This is a genomic window from Roseobacter sp. N2S, assembly GCF_031454055.1.
In the GTDB taxonomy this organism is placed as follows: Bacteria; Pseudomonadota; Alphaproteobacteria; order Rhodobacterales; family Rhodobacteraceae; genus Amylibacter.
This window is the reverse complement of record NZ_JAVDQB010000016.1, coordinates 1-16,942: the sequence shown is the minus strand read 5'-3', so window position 1 is coordinate 16,942 and position 16,942 is coordinate 1. Positions and strand designations below refer to the sequence as shown.

18 protein-coding genes and 1 pseudogene are annotated in these 16,942 nt (G+C 57.7%); 2 read left to right on the top strand and 17 right to left on the bottom strand.

The window, feature by feature from the left end; genetic code table 11:
- Positions 1 to 135 precede the first annotated feature (135 nt).
- The 3 genes from GGE09_RS22060 to GGE09_RS22050 form a co-directional block, all read right to left on the bottom strand.
- Positions 136 to 474: a DUF736 family protein gene (locus GGE09_RS22060; RefSeq protein ID WP_067294723.1), complete on the bottom strand. Its 339-nt coding sequence runs from the start codon at positions 472 to 474 to the stop codon at positions 136 to 138.
- 593 nt (positions 475 to 1,067) lie between these two features.
- Positions 1,068 to 1,133: a hypothetical protein gene (locus tag GGE09_RS23480; RefSeq protein WP_405048576.1), complete on the bottom strand. Its 66-nt coding sequence runs from the start codon at positions 1,131 to 1,133 to the stop codon at positions 1,068 to 1,070.
- Positions 1,134 to 1,178: 45 nt separating this feature from the next.
- Complete coding sequence (locus GGE09_RS22050) at positions 1,179 to 1,334, bottom strand: hypothetical protein (protein ID WP_162792915.1); 156 nt, start codon at positions 1,332 to 1,334, stop codon at positions 1,179 to 1,181.
- Between the two features lie 380 nt (positions 1,335 to 1,714).
- Between GGE09_RS22050 and GGE09_RS22045 the strand changes: the two are divergent.
- Positions 1,715 to 3,019, top strand: a pseudogene (locus GGE09_RS22045) (TRAP transporter permease).
- A 112-nt stretch (positions 3,020 to 3,131) separates the two neighbouring features.
- Entirely contained in the window at positions 3,132 to 3,581 is a 450-nt protein-coding gene (locus GGE09_RS22040) for a MarR family transcriptional regulator (protein WP_114275062.1), read from the top strand.
- 3 nt (positions 3,582 to 3,584) lie between these two features.
- On the opposite strand, the gene GGE09_RS22035 is transcribed toward GGE09_RS22040, so the two are convergent.
- The 14 genes from GGE09_RS22035 to GGE09_RS21975 all read right to left on the bottom strand — a co-directional run.
- Positions 3,585 to 3,905 carry a 2Fe-2S iron-sulfur cluster-binding protein gene (locus tag GGE09_RS22035; protein ID WP_114275063.1) on the bottom strand — a complete coding sequence of 107 codons (321 nt, stop codon included), beginning with the start codon at positions 3,903 to 3,905 and terminating at the stop codon, positions 3,585 to 3,587.
- 48 nt (positions 3,906 to 3,953) lie between these two features.
- Positions 3,954 to 5,180 (bottom strand): FAD-dependent oxidoreductase, encoded by a 1,227-nt coding sequence (locus GGE09_RS22030; RefSeq protein ID WP_114275071.1) that lies wholly within the window; start codon positions 5,178 to 5,180, stop codon positions 3,954 to 3,956.
- Between the two features lie 9 nt (positions 5,181 to 5,189).
- Complete coding sequence (locus GGE09_RS22025; protein ID WP_114275064.1) at positions 5,190 to 5,594, bottom strand: hypothetical protein; 405 nt, start codon at positions 5,592 to 5,594, stop codon at positions 5,190 to 5,192.
- 10 nt (positions 5,595 to 5,604) lie between these two features.
- Entirely contained in the window at positions 5,605 to 5,826 is a 222-nt protein-coding gene (locus tag GGE09_RS22020) for a hypothetical protein (RefSeq protein WP_114275065.1), read from the bottom strand.
- A 20-nt stretch (positions 5,827 to 5,846) separates the two neighbouring features.
- Complete coding sequence (locus tag GGE09_RS22015) at positions 5,847 to 6,413, bottom strand: 3-phenylpropionate/cinnamic acid dioxygenase subunit beta (RefSeq protein WP_114275066.1); 567 nt, start codon at positions 6,411 to 6,413, stop codon at positions 5,847 to 5,849.
- Positions 6,414 to 7,229 carry an SDR family NAD(P)-dependent oxidoreductase gene (locus GGE09_RS22010; protein WP_162792917.1) on the bottom strand — a complete coding sequence of 272 codons (816 nt, stop codon included), beginning with the start codon at positions 7,227 to 7,229 and terminating at the stop codon, positions 6,414 to 6,416. It abuts the gene before it with no gap.
- The gene (locus GGE09_RS22005) at positions 7,226 to 8,605 is read right to left on the bottom strand and encodes an aromatic ring-hydroxylating dioxygenase subunit alpha (protein WP_205388206.1); all 1,380 of its coding nucleotides are present in this window, start codon (positions 8,603 to 8,605) and stop codon (positions 7,226 to 7,228) included. The genes GGE09_RS22010 and GGE09_RS22005 overlap by 4 nt, the downstream gene beginning before the upstream one ends.
- Positions 8,606 to 8,697: 92 nt before the next feature.
- Complete coding sequence (locus GGE09_RS22000; RefSeq protein WP_114275068.1) at positions 8,698 to 10,578, bottom strand: TRAP transporter fused permease subunit; 1,881 nt, start codon at positions 10,576 to 10,578, stop codon at positions 8,698 to 8,700.
- A 75-nt stretch (positions 10,579 to 10,653) separates the two neighbouring features.
- Complete coding sequence (locus GGE09_RS21995) at positions 10,654 to 11,649, bottom strand: TAXI family TRAP transporter solute-binding subunit (RefSeq protein WP_114275069.1); 996 nt, start codon at positions 11,647 to 11,649, stop codon at positions 10,654 to 10,656.
- A 444-nt stretch (positions 11,650 to 12,093) separates the two neighbouring features.
- Positions 12,094 to 12,845, bottom strand: a protein-coding gene (locus GGE09_RS21990; protein WP_205388207.1) for an IS5 family transposase whose coding sequence is annotated in 2 segments (ribosomal slippage) — positions 12,094 to 12,515 and positions 12,515 to 12,845 — 753 coding nt in all. Because the reading frame shifts where the segments join, the coding sequence is not laid out codon by codon here.
- Positions 12,846 to 13,113: 268 nt separating this feature from the next.
- The gene (locus tag GGE09_RS23475; RefSeq protein WP_111368995.1) at positions 13,114 to 14,073 is read right to left on the bottom strand and encodes a TniQ family protein; all 960 of its coding nucleotides are present in this window, start codon (positions 14,071 to 14,073) and stop codon (positions 13,114 to 13,116) included.
- Complete coding sequence (locus GGE09_RS21985; protein WP_229678661.1) at positions 14,070 to 14,927, bottom strand: TniB family NTP-binding protein; 858 nt, start codon at positions 14,925 to 14,927, stop codon at positions 14,070 to 14,072. Before GGE09_RS21985 ends, GGE09_RS23475 begins: the two co-directional genes overlap by 4 nt.
- A complete protein-coding gene (locus tag GGE09_RS21980; protein WP_082894773.1) occupies positions 14,905 to 16,533 on the bottom strand; it encodes a Mu transposase C-terminal domain-containing protein in 1,629 nt (542 codons plus the stop codon). The genes GGE09_RS21985 and GGE09_RS21980 overlap by 23 nt, the downstream gene beginning before the upstream one ends.
- Positions 16,534 to 16,758: 225 nt before the next feature.
- A partial coding sequence (locus GGE09_RS21975) for a hypothetical protein (protein ID WP_309748280.1) occupies positions 16,759 to 16,942 on the bottom strand: 184 nt, incomplete at its 5' end.

Genomic DNA, 16,942 nt, shown 5'->3' with positions numbered 1-16,942 from the left:
CCAAGAAAGTCCAACCCCCAGAACTGTCAATTCTGGCATCGTTCGAAGCTGATGCCGTTGCGAGACCTTCGCTTTGTTTGGACCCACAGGAGACAAGAGAGAAGCCAGACCGCCGAAGCGGTCTGGCTGGTGGTATCAGGCGGCGTCTTTGGGGCCCCAGGGGATGATGGCCTGCAGGGACATGTCATCCTGGCTCGCGGCCTTGCCAAGATTGGCGTTGAAGGCGTGATCGCGGACCGTCAGGGTGAAGTAATCAGAGCCGGTGTCTTTGTTCTGCTTCTTCCAGATGCCACCGCATTCGACCAGTTTGCCGCGAGGCGAGCGGCCAAGGACGCGGTGCGTCGGGGCCATCGGGTTGGAGCTGGCGACTGGTTCGACCGTGATGTCGAGGTCGAAAGTCAGGGTTGAGATTGAGCCGATGCCTTTTGCGGTTTCGATATCGTCGCTGGTGAATTTGATGCAGTTCGTGGTCATTGCTTTTCTCCTTGTTTGCGTTGCAATGATGGTCACTTTGCAGCTGGCCAAGGCCCGGCCACACCGAAGGCGAAGCGCAGCGGAGAGGGGCAGGCACCGGTCTTTTTGCCTCGCGAGGAATGGCCCACCCCTGTTCCTTGGTGGGTCAGGGGAAAAAGATCGGCGACAACCTTTGTGGACGGGACGACAGCTGCGACCAGCATGTCATGCAACTCAGACGCCCGGAGAAGTGCGGCGGCCGCGAAGGAAACTGGGCGAACAGCCGACAGAGATGCTGCGGGGTGCGGTGTCTTCTCTGTCCTCTTGCCCCGATCCGAACCCGGACGAGTCAGAGCTTTGCCTGATCCTGTCTCATGTGCCGCGACGGCTGGTTCCCGTGGCAACGCGATGTGTGTTGTCTGGATGAGCCGCAGGGAGACCGTCGAAGCATCGATACCGTGCTGGGCTCACCCGGATTTCGAACAGAACCTCCACGGCAGCCTGATAACCTGCGATCCGCGCATCACGACCATCACTGGCCCTATGCCAGCTGTGGCCAATGCAATCCGGAAGTCGCCGAATATCATCTTTTAGCAAATGATGACGGGGCATTCCTACATGGCGGTCATCAGGATGGTGTTGCCGTCTTTCTTGGCCCTGACAACATAGTCAGTTCCCAGATTGCCATTCGCGCCGTCGCGGTTTTCGACGATGACGGGCTGCCCCTAGGCTTTTGAAAACGCATCAGCAAACGTGCGCCCCAAAGTATCGGAGCCACCGCCGGTCGAAAGCGGAATGACGATCTTGACGGTATCCATAGGCCAGTCGGTTTCTTGCGCCATGACAGGCATGAGGCCAGCCATGCACATTTTGGTAAACATTTGATTCCTCCCTTTTCCCGCGGAAACTCTATGAAGGGCGGACCCGGTTCGCTATGCTCCAATCGGACTAGCGCTATGTGGCCCAGGAATGGCTGACAGGCCGTTTTGGACGCTGCGGCAAGATCGCGGCACTGCGACAAGAGCAGCAATCATCGTGGGACCGAGAAGCCGACCTGGTGAAATGCCCGTTCCATGCGGCTGCGCCAAATGTGCTCCGGATCAGCGCTTTTAGATATGCCGTCAGGTAGCTGGGATATCTGGCGGTGGACAGTATCGCCATGCTTGGCACACCGTTGAGCATCGCCGTTAATATCATCGTGGTCTATATCCTGTTCGGGGCCGTTCTGATGGCCACCGGCGGGTAAAAATGGTTCACCGATCTGTCAACAGCACTGGTCGGTCACAGCCGGGGCGGTTCGGCAATAATCGCCATCGTGTCCTCGGCACTGTTCGGGTCCATATCCGGTAGTGCGGTGGCCAATGTGGCATCGACCGAGGTCATTACAATCCCCTTGATGAAACGTGGCGGGTTCACCCCCCATATGGCTGCCGCGTTTGAGGCCGTGGCATCGACCGGCGGGCAGATGATGCCGCCGGAAATGGGGGCCGCCGCCTTTCTGATGGCCGAGTTCCTGCAAGTTTCCTACACTGAGGTGGTGATTGCCGCGATCGTGCCCTCGGTTCTGTTTTTTCTCGCGGTTATTATCTAGGCTGATCTTGAAGTGCGGGTGTCGAATATACCGCCAGTGCCAACCGAAATAATCCCGCCGCTGCGCCAGGTCCTGCGCGACGTATGGTATTTCCCGATCCCGTTCTCGGTTCTGGTCGGCACAGTGCTTTTTCTAAACAAGTCCCCCGCCGAAGCGGCGATGTGGGCCACGCTGGCCCTGATCGGGATGAACACCGCCTTCGCGTACAAGGGCCATCGCATCCGGCTGGCGGATCGCTGGCATGCCTTGATGCAAACAGGGAACGGCTGTGTCGAAATCATCGTGATCGGCGCCGTCGCCGGGCTGATGACCGGCATTCTTCAGGTAACTGGGCTGGGCTTCGGGCTGACCTATCTGCTGGTCAGTTTCGGGCATGGAAATCTATTCCTGTTGCTGCTCGTCACCGCAGTTATCTGCATTGTTCTGGGTATGGGGATGCCCACCACCGGGATCTATCTGCTGGTGGCAACCCTCGCGGCCCCGCCGCTTCTGGAACTGGGCGTACAACCGATGGCCGCGCATTTCTTCATCTTCTATTTTGGAATGCTGTCGATGATCTCGCCGCCGGTTGCTGTCGCCGCCTTTGCCGCGGCAAGCATCGCGGGAGCCAGCGCGATGCAAACCGCGCTTACCTCTGTGCGGATCGGCTGGCCCGCATTCATCCTGCCGTTCCTGTTCGTCTATTCGCCGTCGCTGTTGCTGCAAGGCGGAGTTGGCGAAAGCCTGATAGCCGTGGTCACGGAGATTGCCGGGGTCTGGTTGATCTCGATCGTGATTGCCGGGTATTTCTCGGAACCACTCGACCGGATTGGCAGGATCTGGGCGTTGATCGCCGGGGCGATGGTGCTTATCCCGTCGGGGGCCTTCGCGCATGCCGCATGGGTGGAAGCCATTGGCACAGGCCTTGCGGTGGCATGGGTGCTGTTCATCCGCAGAAAAGGCGCACAGGGCAAGATACTGCCGAAACTCGACTAGCCGGTATCGGCCAGCGGACCGCTTTTGGTGGCCTTCTTGCGGAAAGAGGGCGTTGAGAGTATTAAGTGTGGGCCGCTTCCGCCCCGCATACTATCGCCATAGTTAGGACAATATGCCCGATACTTTTGATCCCGATATTCCATATTCCGAACGATCTCTGGCGATCGCCTGTACCCGCGGACGCCATGCCATCGTGACCCAGTTCAATGAGTTGCTGGCCGAGGCACACCTGACAGAACAGCAGTGGCGCGTTCTTCGGGTGATCTCGGATTACGGCCCGGTGGCGCTCAGCGAGGTTTGCCAGCGGTCCTGTATCCACAAGGTCAGCATGACCCGCATCATCCGCGCCCTGACCGAGCGCGGATATATCGAGAGCAAAAGAAATACCGAAGATCTGCGGGCCTATAATGTTGAACTGACCCCCTCTGGTCATGAATTTCTGGAACAGATGAAGCCACGGGCAAACCGTATCTCACGCGATATCGTCGAGCGGTTCGGGGCAGAAAAATCGGCCCAGCTGCTAAGCCTTTTGAAAGAGTTGGCGGCGCTCAAGGCCGACTGACCGTCACGCCTGTTCAGCCGGAATTTCCAGCCGGAGCCCTTCCAGCCCGGAATGGACCTCGATCTGGCAGGTCAGCCGCGAATTGGGCCGCGGATCCAGGGCGAATTCGATCATGTCCGCTTCGTCTCCCTCGGCAGGGCCGACGGCATCAAGCCACTCGGCATTAATATAGGCGTGGCAGGTGGCGCAAGAACACGCGCCGCCGCATTCCGCGACGATCCCGCGGATGCCGTTCGACACGGCACCCTCCATGACCGATCTGCCTTCGGCCACATCGACGGTCCGTTCGGTTCCATCCGGTTCGACATAAGTAATAGTGACCATCCGGCCCTCCTTTGATTTGTCTGGGCGGCACTGGTCCGCCGGTCGTATTCAGAATGTTTTCGGATCCCATAGCGGATCGCCGAGCATTTCTTGCGCCGGGCGCCTGGGCTGTTCGAGCCAGCGTTTGGCAAGCATGAACGCGCGCGCATCGTTGATCGCATCCACGGCGATCAAACCGCTGTCATCGAAATACCAGATGCTGACGGCACCGGGCCGCCCGCCCGAACGCTGAACGATGTGGGTATAGCCACGGCTCAGCCCGGCAATCTGCAATTTGCACTGATACTGATCGGACCAGAACCACGGGACCGGGGCGTAGCCCTGCACACAGCGCCCGGTCAGACTGTCGGCCAGATGCTCGGCCTGCGCGATCGCATTTTGCACCGATTCAAGCCGCGTCGGCTGGCCCTGAAACGGGAACCGCGCGCAGTCGCCCGCCGCATGGATACGTGGATCGGAGGTGCGGCACATCTCATCCACCAGAATACCCTGATCGCAGTCGATCCCGGCGGCGTCGGCCAGATCCTGGTTCGGCAGTATGCCGATCCCGACCACCACCAGATCGATGTCGATCGCGCGCCCGTCGGCAAAGATCGCCCGCTCCGCCACACCGTCCTTGCCTTCAAACCGCTCCAGCCGGGTATTTTCCAGTATCCGCACCCCGTTGCCCTGATGCAGGTTGCGAAAATGATCGGCTGTCTCGGCACAGGCGACGCGCCCCAGAATGCGTTCTCCCTGTTCGGCGATCGTCACATCCAGTCCCTGACCACGCGCAACGGCTGCGGTTTCCAGCCCGATATAGCCGCCGCCCAATACCAGCATGCGCCGGCCTGGCGCCATCAGGGCCCGCAGCCGGTTGGCATCGGCCATTTCACGAAAACAAAGGATATTGTCGAAGCCGTTCACGAGCGCCTCGGGCAAAGCCCGCGGTCGTGCCCCGGTGGTCAGAACAAGCTGATCATATCCCAACGGCACCTCGTGCCCGGTCAACTCGACCTGCTGCGTAACCCGGTCAATGGCCAGCGCCCGGCACCCGGTGATCAGTTCGACCCCGATCGCGGCATAGGCCTCGGCAGGCTTCAGATACAACCGTTCGCATTCCATTTCGCCGGTCATGTATTTCTTTGACAAGGGCGGGCGCTGATAGGGCGGATCCGTCTCGTCGCCAATCAGGACAATGCGGCCGACATGACCGTTTTCGCGCAGCCGCGTCGCAACCGACGCCCCGGCCTGCCCTGCCCCAAGGATCACAATGGTTTGCGCTTGTGTGGCCATGATCATCTCTCAACAGGCGTTTCCAAGCAGGAATTCGTCTTCGAATTCCCCCAACGAAACCTTGATGCGGATCTCGTTGAGCACCTCGCATTCCAGTGTCGCTGACCCGGCGAGCGTGTGGCCGTCGGCAATCTTGCTGACCTCGCGCGCGAATTCCGTGGCCTGGTCGCGCGTCAGACGCCAGATCAGGCGCCTGCCGGATGTGCCATCGCGCCACAGCCCCGGCGGAGTGGTCTCTTCTACAAGGCGAACCGTGGTATCTTCGGAAAACACTCCGGACCGTTCGAGATCGATCGCGTCTCCCGTGCGGGCAAATCCGGCCAGCAGATCGGCAAACCGCGCAAGGTCCGCCGCGTTGCCAAGCACCAGAAGGATCGGGTGAAAATCGCACGGCATGAAACGCATCCGCAGCATGGCGCAGCTCCTATTCAGACCGGGGGACAAGTTGGTCGATTTCCTGACTGTGGATCAGTTCGAGTTCATCTCCGGTGGCCGCATCCGGGAACTGCAGTTCGACCCACTGACCGTCTTGCATGTTTTCGACCACGGTTCCGAGGCGCCCGTCTTTCAGCCGCAGCACATCGCCCGTGGCGATCTGCATCAGATCTACGCCGATACCGATATCGACATTCCCTTTGGGTTGCATGATTGGTACTCCGTTGAGGATCAGAAAAACGCCGTCAGGCATTTCGCCAGCAGAACATTCTGATCGAGAATGATCCGGCGGTGCCGCACCTGCATCCGGCCGCCATCGCGGACCAGGGTGTCATAGCGGCGACCAACGAAACTGTAATGCTCGTGCTCCACCCGGTTCTGATAGATATAGAAGCGGCAACTCGTGTTGATTTCAGTCGCATTGGCGGCATCGGGGAAAGCCGAGGTTACCTGCACATTGGTCACCAGATGTGACACCCGTGACAGCGGTTCCTCTGCGTAGTGAACACCCGTCATGATCTGTTCGACCCGCTTTTCAAGCGTCCATTTGTCTTCGTTGAACCAGCTCATGCCTTCTTCTAGAAGCGTATCCTCACGGTCTTGATGCATGCCGAATTTGACGTTGCGGCGCATCGGCATGAAATACACGATGTCGTCGTGCATCAGGTCCAGCCATTCGTCGAACCTGCGTTCATCAAGCATGGCCGCTTCGTCGTAAAAGAATTCCTCAACCTCCTGACGCAGACGGAAATAGGCGTCGTCGCGGATGATCGTGGGGGTATGTTCCTTGATATCCATTCAGGTTTTCTCCTTCAAAATCTTGCGCTTGTTGGGTGTTGAGCTGCCCTGATGCGCAAAACAGCCGACATCGATAATCGTGCCGCTGACCGCTTCGGCCTCGGGCGACATCAGATAGGCAATGGCATTGCCAAGATCGGTGCCATTGGCGACGCGTCCGGCGACGGTGCCCACCGCGTCAGGGCCAAGTTTTGTGCGATCCCCCTGCACACGCCCAAGGCTCATCCCCGCGACGATGCCCCCGCCGCCGGGAATGACGGTGTTGACACGGATCCGGTCGTGGAAGTGGTCAAGCGCCATGGCGGCCGACAGGGCAATGATCCCGCCCTTGGTTGTGGCATAGGCCGCCATGTTCTCCTTGCCCCATCCGGCGCCAGACCCCACGTTGACGATGCAGCCGCCGCCTTGTTCGGCCATGTGCGGGATCACCGCGCGGGCCATCAGATAGGGGCCGCGCAGATTGACCGCGACGATCCGGTTCCAAAGATCTGGCTCCGTGTCCAGGATCGTGCCCAAGGGGCCGATCGCAGCATTGTTGACCAGCCCGTCAATCCGGCCATAACGCTCCAGCGTCGCCGCGAGAACGTGTGCGACATCCGTTTCATCGGAGACATCGGCCTCCAGCAGGGCCACATCCAGACCGTGTGCCTCGGCCTCGGCCCGAAGGCCGGGAATGGCATTTTGCGCGGTGCTGGAAACCTGTGGCGTCTCAAGCCCGAAGGCCACGACCGAATAGCCCTTCGCCGCGAGGCATAGGGTAATTTCGCGCCCGAGACCAAACGTGCCACCCGTGACGATGACAACCCCGCGCGTCATTGCGGCGATCCCTTCTTGGTGGCGGCAAAGCGCGGGTCGTTACGACCGAGCAGCTCATCCCAGTCGGCGCAGTCCAGATAGGCCTTCCAGCGCCGGTAATATCCGCGGGCCATATGCTCGGTCATTTTCGTGTTGACCCTGCCCCGCACCGTCAGACCGTTCACCTCAGGGTCCAAATGGGCCTGATCGCGGGCAAGTTGGTAGTTGAACGCATAGCGCCGCGCGATGGTGCCGGTGCTGGCCTTGGTCGCATACAGCCAGTTTTCCATATCGTCCTGCTCGGTCATTCCGGCAGGCCCGGAATAACGCATGTAGAACCGGCGCAGGAAATCCTTGACCTTGGTCGGGGCGTCGGCATCGACAAAGAAGAACCGCCAGCCCTCGGTTTCGGTCGGGCTGTGCGGATGCCAGACACACAAATTGCGTGGCTGACGCCCGTGATAGGACGTGTTCGGAAAAATCGTGCCCGTAAACGGCAGCAACCGGGCGTCATCCCCCAGACGCTGGTTGCGCTCTTCATGACAATGACGGAAATAGGCCTCGATTTCCGGGTCGTTGGCGAACTGGCTGACATATTCGGCCCCCATCGCCTGCACGGCGGAATGCACACCATGCCCCGCGGCAAAGCCGATCCAGACATGCTTTGCCATCTCCAGCTCATTATCCCGCCGACCCTTGATGCCCTGCCGGGCCGATGGTCCGATACCGATCAGATCCACCGAGCGGTGGCTTGGATTGTGATAGGAATCGCCCAGAAAGTTTTCAGCAGCAAATTTCCAGTTCGACGGAAAGACCCATTTATGAACGCCGATCACCTCTGAGCCGCCCGGCCGCCCGTCACGACAGTCGAGCGCCTGATCCAAATGCAGCTTCGCCTCGCCAAGATAGGTTTCGAAATCCGGCGCGTTCTCATCCCACGAGGCCCAGATCGTTCCCTTGTAATTGACCATTTTGGGCACTTCGATCAGCGACCACTTTTCGCGATCGAGAACGCCGTCGTACAACTCTTTATATTGCGGGATGCCACGCACCTTGCCGTCTGTCGCATAGGTCCAGGCATGGTATGGGCAGGTAAAGAGCGAGGTGTTGCCCTGGTCGTAGCGGCAGACCTTCATACCGCGATGGCGGCAGGAGTTCAGAAAGACGTGGATCACGCTGGCTTTGTCGCGGACCAAAATCACCGATTCCTCACCCATCCGCGAGCTGAAGAAATCGCCCGGATTGGGGATCTGGCTTTCATGGCCGACAAACAGCCAGGCGCGGGTGAAAACCGTCTGAAGCTCCTGGCGATAGATTTCCTCGCTGACGAAAGCGCCGCGATCCAGAACGCCTTCGTCCAGATCTGTCATGCTGGTGGCGTCGAATACCTTGTTCATTCATAGTCTCCAGTTCTTGTTTGCTGCCTGAAAGAATTCACTGACGCAGCAGGTTGGATTGGGCTCTCAGGCCAGCACCCGGCTGGCCGGGATCAGGCGGTCTTTGCCGGGTGCGAACGGGCGAGCCTCATCAGGGTCGGCAATAGGCCCAATGCGGAGAATGCCAGCGCAATGATACTGTCATGGCCGAACCAGACGGTTGCCCCGCCGCAGATCACCGCCAGCACGATTAACAGCACCGCGTTGAGCCATTCCGGTATGAACGACAGTGTGCTCGACAGCATCGACGCCCGTAAAAGCATGACCGCCGCCGCGCAGTTCGCCAGGACGATGCCGATCTGCACGGGCGTGCCATCGAGCAGAAGCGCGGGATTATAGACCCACAGGAAGGGCAGCAGATAGGCACTGATCCCCAGACGCAAACCATAATAGCCGGTCGTCCACATATTCGCTCCTGCGACCTGAGCGGCCACGATGCTGCCCATGGCGATCGGAGGGGTAATCATGCTCATCAGGCCGAAGTAAAACAGGAACAGATGCGCCCCGAGCGGGTCTACACCCAGGTCAATCACCGTCGGCGCTACAATGGTGACCAGCACGACATAAACGGCCACGGTCGGCATCCCCATTCCCAGCACAATCGACACCAGAGCCGCGACCAACAGCATCATGAACAAGCCGTAGGCAGAGGCGAGATGGGTTAGAAGAAGCGTAAGCTGGAAGGCAAAGCCGGAGGAATTCATCACGCCGATCACGGCACCGGCGCCCGCGCCGATCAGGATGACGGGGATAGATTCGGTTCCCGATCCCTTGATCACCGCCCAGATGTCCGCCATTTTCGGGCGGAACTCGCTGCGCACGACATAGGCCAGAAACAGGATCCCGGTGACCACGATGGCCGAACGGCCGGGATCATAGCCCACAATGAACATCAGATAGATCATGATGACCAGCGGGACGAAAAACACCCAGCTTCCGTTCAGCGTTTCCTTAAGGCTCGGCAATTCCTCGTCACCGAGCCCCCGAATGTTTTCGCGGGATGCGATCGCGTCGATCTTCACGAAAAGAACGATGTAATAGAGAAGCGCCGGGGTGATCGCGGCCAGGACAACCTCGCTATATGGAATTTGCAGAAACTCGGCGATGATGAACGCCGTGGCCCCCATGACCGGCGGCATGATCTGGCCTCCGTTCGAGGCGACGGCCTCGATTGCGGCGGCCTGGTAGTCCTTGAAGCCGGTCTTTTTCATCAACGGTATGGTGACGATCCCGGTCGACAGAATATTGGCGACAGTTGAGCCGGAAAGCATCCCGAACGCGGCCGAGGCGAACGATGCACCTTTGGCCGGTCCACCCCGCCAACGGCCCAGCATTCGCATTGCCAGATTGGTGAAAAATGTCATTCCGCCCGCAACTTCCATCATCTTGCCGAAGAGAATGAAAGGCAGCACCAGGTTGATGATAATCCTCAGGACGATACCCGGAATTCCGCTGCTATCGGCATAAAGATAGAGGACCGTTTTGGCGGGCGGAAACACTTCGGCCTGAAACACGCCAGGCAGATGGTTGCCCAGAAAGCCGTAGGCGACAATCACGCCAACCAGTCCGGTGATGATAACACCGCCCGATTTGCGCAGCGCCTCCATCATCAGGCCGATCGCCAGAATGCCCGGCACCCACATAGCAGGAGTGCGATAGGCCATCATCAACATCCACTCTTCGAAGTTCAGCGCATACCAGAACCAACTGGCGCTGGCGGCAAGTGCCAGTGCCAGATCCACTGGCGCACTGCGGTCCGAATATGGGTGTTTTAGAAACGCAATCCCGATTGCCAAGCCGACGATGATGGCGATTATCTGCTGGGTGACCAGCGAAACGCCCAGCATTTCCGGGATATTCATGACCCAGGCTATGGCCAGGCCACACAACAGGATCACGAACAGATCCAGCACTCGCTGATTGAGCGTTGTCATCACATGGCTCCTTGTTGCCCCCTTCACACGGCTCCGCGCGCGAGGGGGGACGAGGGTTGCAGATCGTGGGGGGGGTTACTTCAGACGCGCCTGGGCGGCCTCGTGTGCATCAGTCCAGAGGCCGACCTCTTTGTAAAAGCGGACCGCGCCGGGATGGTAAGGAACCGTCGGCTCCTCAAGCGCAAGTGCTGCCTGCGCAACGCTGCGCAAAGGGGGGTAATCCTTCGTCAGCTTTTCCCAGTTTTCATAGAGCGCCTTGGTCAGGGTATAGGCATCGTCATCGGAGATCACAGTGCTGGTCATCAGCAGGGTGTCGTAGTTTACGATACTGGTTTCACCCACGATAAATGGTCGTGTGGCGACAGGTTTGGCGACTCCCAGACGGGTTCCCGGCACTTCGGCACCATAGAATGCCTCATCTGCGGCCACACCGTTCGCAACCACGCGGATACCCCCGGCAGCAGAACCGTTTGCCTCGATCAGTTGGGGCATCGTCACGGCAACCGGCGCAGCATCGGCCCGGCCCTCGACCACGGCTCGAATGCCATCCAGCAAGCCGCCTGACTTGGCGAAATCGACATCCTCAGGCGTAAGGCCGGCGCTTTTCAGCATGGCCTTGTTAAGCTGGGTCAGGGCAACGTTGGTGGGCATGTCGCCCATGATCCGCTTGCCCTTCAGCTCTTCCATCTTGCTGATGCCGGAATTGCCCGAAACGATGAAGGCGTATGGCAATATCCAGATCCGGCCAAGCGTGCGAAGATCCTTGCTCGCCTCGGGAAAGCTCTCACCAGTATAGGCCAGCCCGGCATCCATCGACGATGACAGGCCCAGCGTCATTTCGCCGTTGTTGATCATCGGCAGATAGATCGATGATCCGCCCTGCGGTTGTGCCGTCGATCGAACTCCGAGCGTTTCCTGATACATTTTAGCCAGGCCGCCACCGATCAGAAAGAACGTCGATCCAGCAGGATTCGTCCCGATCGTGATGCTTTTCAGCTCTGCATGTGCAGCAGACGAAATTGCCGCAACCGACAGAATCCCTGCCGCCACGGTCTTCACAAGAATATTCATGTAGTCCTCCCTGATTGGTCGTCCGGGCTTTCCTCCCTGCCCGGTGCGATGTCGAATCCGACGATTTGTCGCAGGTCAAGGTTTAGCATCGGCCCAAATTATAGTCAACATGTTTATTATATTCCGGAGAGTAGACAGTCCGCCTGGCAAATTTTTGATGATAATTCATTTTAATACATGTAGTTATGTGGGCCGTATGAACATGACTGCATTTCGTCAGCTATCGCCCGGCGAACTGGTCAAGTGACATTCAGCACAGCCTGCGCAAGCGCGCCCCGGAAATGCGATGCACGGCTGTCGCGTTGGGCGCCGTTTGTTGCCCTTAAATATGACATTAGATGCCAGCTCGTCAGAGTTCTTCCCTGCTTCGCAGTGCAATCCGGTCAACTGCGGTAAGCAGGCGGGACTCCTTTTCAAACGCACGAAGCTAGGGCCTGTTGACGTTCATCTGAGTTGAGTGATTGATGCGGCCAGTGAAATGAACGCCTTGAAGCTCTGGTCGGTCTTGCACGAGCGCATGGCGATGCCTCTGTTTTCCTTGAGATTTCCGAAATGGTTTTCGATCAGATGACGCCATTTGTAGGTTTCCTTGTCGAACTCGGCAGGAAAGCGGCGGTTGGATTTTGGCGGAATGACCGGGGCAATGCTCCGTTCGGCCAGCGCGGTTCGGAGCCAATCGGCATCGAAGGCGCGGTCCGCAAGCAGGTGATCTGCGGCGAGGCTGTCGATCAACTCCGGCACGCCGCGCAGGTCATGCGCTTGCCCCGGCAACAGGCGGAAATCGACAAGGTTGCCAAGCGCGTCGGTCAGGGCAACGATCTTCGTCGTCATGCCGCCGCGCGAGCGCCCTATGGCCTGGCTCTGAGTCCCCCTTTTGCGCCCTGGCCGGAGCGGTGGACCTTGACGATGGAACCGTCGATCATCGCGTATTCGAAATCGGCGTCCGCAGCCAAGGTCCTGAACATGCTGTAAAAAGCGTCAGCTTTCACCCACCGCCGGAACCGTTTGAAGACAGAATTCCACTTCCCGAATTCGACGGGCAGTTCCCGCCATTGCGCACCGGTTCGCACAATCCACAACACAGCTTCCATGAACAGGCGTGGATCGCGTCCGGTTTGGCCGGGATCTGTGGCCTTGCCAAGGCAGAAAGGTTCGATGATCGCCCATTGGGCGTCGGTCAAGACATGACGGGTCAAGGTTGCCCTCCTCTGTTTGCAACCTTGATTCAGAACTCACAGGATTTGGGAAGCCTGAACAGATCCAATGGCCACTCCCGCTTGCCATCTGATCGCCGTGGCACAGGTGTGAGAAACTCGCTTGTAGCTCCCATCGAGAAACTCCCTCAAATCAATGAAGGGCTTCAATCGCAGAACAAACCTCAGTGCGGAAGGATGGGTGTCGTAGTACCCTAATAAAAGAGAAATTACCGCTTCTGGCCTATTTTGGCGATTTCTGTGCCTCTATTTAGGATATGTCCACAGGTTTCGGCGACCTTCGGATGAGTGGTTCCGTCTGCCAAATCTCTTGCGCGCGGAGCAGAAGTGCATGTCGATCAGTGTTGGAGCCGAGTTCTTCAATTGCGCGTCGTGCCGCATGAAGCGCTCTCTCGGATGGCACAAGTCCAGTTGTTCCGAGCCCTCGTGTTCTAGCTCGGCGGCCTATGGCTCCCTGGTCTGCATATCGATATTCATGAAGTCGGGCCCAGCTCTGGAGATTCTCCAAAGCCTCACTCTGTCGCGGAAACGTACGCAACAGACTCCGCGCTGCCCGGTTGTTTCGCGCCACCCGATAGGCAGTGCGAAGCAACGGGTGCTTTGATCCGAGTTCAATCGCAGCGAGAACAATTGTTCTTTGGGCTTGGTTCTCAGAGATCAGCGCATCTGCATCCGCCAATTTCCACAATCGCAGAAGGTCTGACGTTTGTCTGAACTGATGCAGGCTTTGTTGGTCGCCAGAGACTACAGCTGACGCCAATCTTTTAGCCCCCTGAACCGCACGCGCTTTCATACGCTTTGAGATACCAGCATGCGGACATGTCGATACCAGAGACCGACCGCAACTTTCACAGTTTGTCGACCAAGCAAACCGCCAGTGGCGCAATACCAGATCCGGCGTTTGCTCTTGGCAATATGTGCAGGTCTGAAAGTCATGTGTTGCCAGATAGTTCAATGAGCGGGCGCTCAAATTTGGCAATGTCATCGCCGCAATCTCGGTACGTTTTCTTCCAACAGCCGCGCACAATCGGTCTACACAAACTTGCTCAAGGTCGCTCGAGCGGTCGGGCACCCTGCCCCTTTGCAAGCCAAGATAGCCGCACAGTTCTTCGGTTGAACAGTGATTGGCTTGTGCCAGCCGGGTAAGCCAGCTCGAAAGCAGTTCATCGCATAGGGGTGGTGGTCGGCGGGGCAGAAGCTTGATGGTCACTCGGCCTCAACGGCCGTCTCAAGCGGAACCGTCCACGCATGTTTGTTCCAGGTCGGCCGCCATGTCGCGACAGCCTCATCCGTAATCCTCTCTTCCCCAGAATGAATCGCATCGATGGCCAGAGACTTAATCATGATAAAGACGCGGGACGTGACCCCGCCGGTCACCTTCAGGATGGTTCGGAGCGAAGCAACGGTCAGGCCCGAAGGTTTTTCCAGCGCCATGGCCGCGATCAGTGTTTGGATCAGACGTGAGAACTCTACATCGTCTTCCCAAAGCGGCAAAAAATGTTCATCCAACCGGCGCGCAAGCTGGTCATCGCCACGGACGGCATCAAGCGCTTCGTTAACGCCAAAGACCACGAGCGATACGCTAAGCTCATTTGCGAGGAACCGTAGCATGTTGAGGAACCGACGTTGCTCCCTGTAACTGCCGGCAAGCAGATTGTGCACCTCGTCAATCATGAGCATTTTCAGGTCCATGTCTCTGAGATGGTTCAGCGCCCGAACCTCCAGTTCCGAGACTGTGCGACGCCCCCACATGGGCGCGCCAATCGTAGATAGTAAGTGTTGGTAGAACCTTCTCTCATCCGGCGCGGGTGGTGCCTGAAGCAGCAATACAGGTGTCTTGGTGATCCCGAGATCACTCTTGTATTGAGTGGGATACTTGCTCGCCATACGTTTGGCGATCATCGTCTTCCCGATGCCAGAGCTCCCATAGACCATCAAACCTGGCATGCGACTTTGTCGCGGTGTTTCCATCAATGATGTCAATCGATTGAGGACAATCGTTGCACGATCAAAAGCGATCCAATGGTCGCTGCGAATGCGGTCAATTCTTTCGTTTTGGGTCATGAAATTCATCTATGGGATAGGTTGGAAGATCAGGGTTGCCGGTATCAATCGCGAACATTTCACGAGAAGGGTCGCGCTGCTTTGGGGCCTTTGACAGGCGCGCATCCCGCTCTTTACCCAGCCTGGCTGCCTTGGTTTTCTGGCGCGCTGCCTCGGCCAGACGCCTTTGCGCGTCTACCATATCAAACAGCGCCTTTTCGTGGATCCGCCCACCGTGCTTTTCTTTCCATTCTTTGCGGGCGCGGCGACTTTCCCAAAGAGAGATTTCGGGATGACTGAGATTTCGGTAGCGCGCTTCGATCATGCGACCATCGTCTACCTGCACCCAAATCTTCGATAGGTTCCGCGGATCAAATCTGACTTGCGCCTTCTCTTTGCCCCGCCCGATCAAGGACGCAAACGCATCATTCCAGTAGCGCACTTCAAAAAGCGTGATCCCTGTGCGGCCAAGCTTGCGCCATTCAAAAGGCATGAAGCTCGATCGAAACGCGTCCACATCGACAACTTGCCGCCCTGCTGTATCGCCACCCAAATCGCTCCAGGCAGCAAGAGGTGTCCGGCCAAGAGCCCGATGCGGGGTGTTGTGATACCGACAGATTTCAAGATGAAGCCAGTCTTCAAACTCAGCAAGCGTCAAAGTCGCGTTTTGTTCGCTGTTATAGTCACCCTTGTCTTTGGGTGACGAGTGCGTGGTTCCAGGCAATACGTGAACCGAACCCATAGTTGTACCGATCAAGCGCTCAATGTGACCTCCGTAATGCTTGCCGCCCTTGGGACGATAGGAAACATCAATGCCCCAATCCTCGCACGCGGACTTGAACGCTCTGCTGCGGAACTCCTGGGCATTGTCCACATGAACAGCCTTCGGAATACCAGCCGTAGGCCAGGTAAGCTCTTCAAGGGTGCCGGGCACATGCACTGTCTTTCGGCGCACGCAATGGTCGAGACAAAGCGCAACCGACAGAACGGACGGTGCATCGAAACTCACGTATACGCCCAACACCACACGCGTGGTGACATCGATCGCCATCGTCAGGTTCGGCCGCGCAAGAGGCTGTCGATCGATGTGATCGACCAAAAATACATCGGCCTTGGTATGATCGATTTGCACGACGTCGAGTGGGTCGGGAACGTCGAGTTTGCCAGGACGCGCTGCGAACAATTGTCCAGCTACGTCCGCGCCATGTCGCTTTGAGATGACCTTACGCTGGTCCATCGCATCTAGCCGCCGCTTAACTGTTCGACGGGTCGGAGGCTGGAAGCCCTTTGCATCACACTCTGAGCGTATCTCACGCCAAATGCGCAAAAAACTTGAACGTTCTCGAACCAGATAGTAGCGGCTAAGGGTGGTGCTGATGATGCGCTCCACATCCGGAGCAAGACGCCCTTTTCCAGGTTTAGGCCCGCGCCGACCCGGTTGCAGCGCAACGGATCGAGCATCGTTCTCTTTGAGACGACGGTAAAGCTTCCAAGTATAGCTTTTGGAAAGACCCAACTCCCATGCCGCGTCGCCAATGGCACGACCAATTGGGTCGCCCTTTTTTTCAAGCTCAAGAAGCGGCCGCAGAATAGCAGCACGATGTTTCGCAACGGCTTCAGATTTCACAGCGCGTCTTCATCACAAATCGCCGAAAGTTATCCACAGATAATCTTGTATCCTAAATTAGGGTACAGTATCCTAATTAAAGGTACAATGCCACAAATAGAGGTACAAGCAGCCATTGAAAAGTCAGGGAAAAATTAGCCTCTATTCTCTTTAATTAGGGCACAACGACACGAATTGTGGAAAAGGCGTTGATGTTACTCAAATTTGAACTTGACACCCATAAAATTAGACCTCTACGTTTATGGTGGAACGGCAGGAACAGAGGAGGCTCCCGTCATCCATGAACACAATCTGGAGGAACACCATGTCACGAACATCCATGAACACAATCTGGAGGAACACCATGTCACGAACATCCATGAACACAATCTGGAGGAACACCATGTCACGAATTTCATATCCGACCGAC

Bases quoted from the DNA above. Each gene is read 5' to 3' on its own strand.
- GGE09_RS22060 (WP_067294723.1), bottom strand. From the start codon at position 474: ATGACCACGAACTGCATCAAATTCACCAGCGACGATATCGAAACCGCA.
- GGE09_RS22050 (WP_162792915.1), bottom strand. From the start codon at position 1,334: ATGTTTACCAAAATGTGCATGGCTGGCCTCATGCCTGTCATGGCGCAA.
- GGE09_RS22000 (WP_114275068.1), bottom strand. From the start codon at position 10,578: ATGACAACGCTCAATCAGCGAGTGCTGGATCTGTTCGTGATCCTGTTG.
- GGE09_RS22025 (WP_114275064.1), bottom strand. From the start codon at position 5,594: ATGCTGCGGATGCGTTTCATGCCGTGCGATTTTCACCCGATCCTTCTG.
- GGE09_RS22035 (WP_114275063.1), bottom strand. From the start codon at position 3,905: ATGGTCACTATTACTTATGTCGAACCGGATGGAACCGAACGGACCGTC.
- GGE09_RS21985 (WP_229678661.1), bottom strand. From the start codon at position 14,927: ATGACCCAAAACGAAAGAATTGACCGCATTCGCAGCGACCATTGGATC.
- GGE09_RS22010 (WP_162792917.1), bottom strand. From the start codon at position 7,229: ATGACGCGCGGGGTTGTCATCGTCACGGGTGGCACGTTTGGTCTCGGG.
- GGE09_RS22015 (WP_114275066.1), bottom strand. From the start codon at position 6,413: ATGGATATCAAGGAACATACCCCCACGATCATCCGCGACGACGCCTAT.
- GGE09_RS21995 (WP_114275069.1), bottom strand. From the start codon at position 11,649: ATGAATATTCTTGTGAAGACCGTGGCGGCAGGGATTCTGTCGGTTGCG.
- GGE09_RS22030 (WP_114275071.1), bottom strand. From the start codon at position 5,180: ATGGCCACACAAGCGCAAACCATTGTGATCCTTGGGGCAGGGCAGGCC.
- GGE09_RS22040 (WP_114275062.1), top strand. From the start codon at position 3,132: ATGCCCGATACTTTTGATCCCGATATTCCATATTCCGAACGATCTCTG.
- GGE09_RS22020 (WP_114275065.1), bottom strand. From the start codon at position 5,826: ATGCAACCCAAAGGGAATGTCGATATCGGTATCGGCGTAGATCTGATG.
- GGE09_RS22005 (WP_205388206.1), bottom strand. From the start codon at position 8,605: ATGAACAAGGTATTCGACGCCACCAGCATGACAGATCTGGACGAAGGC.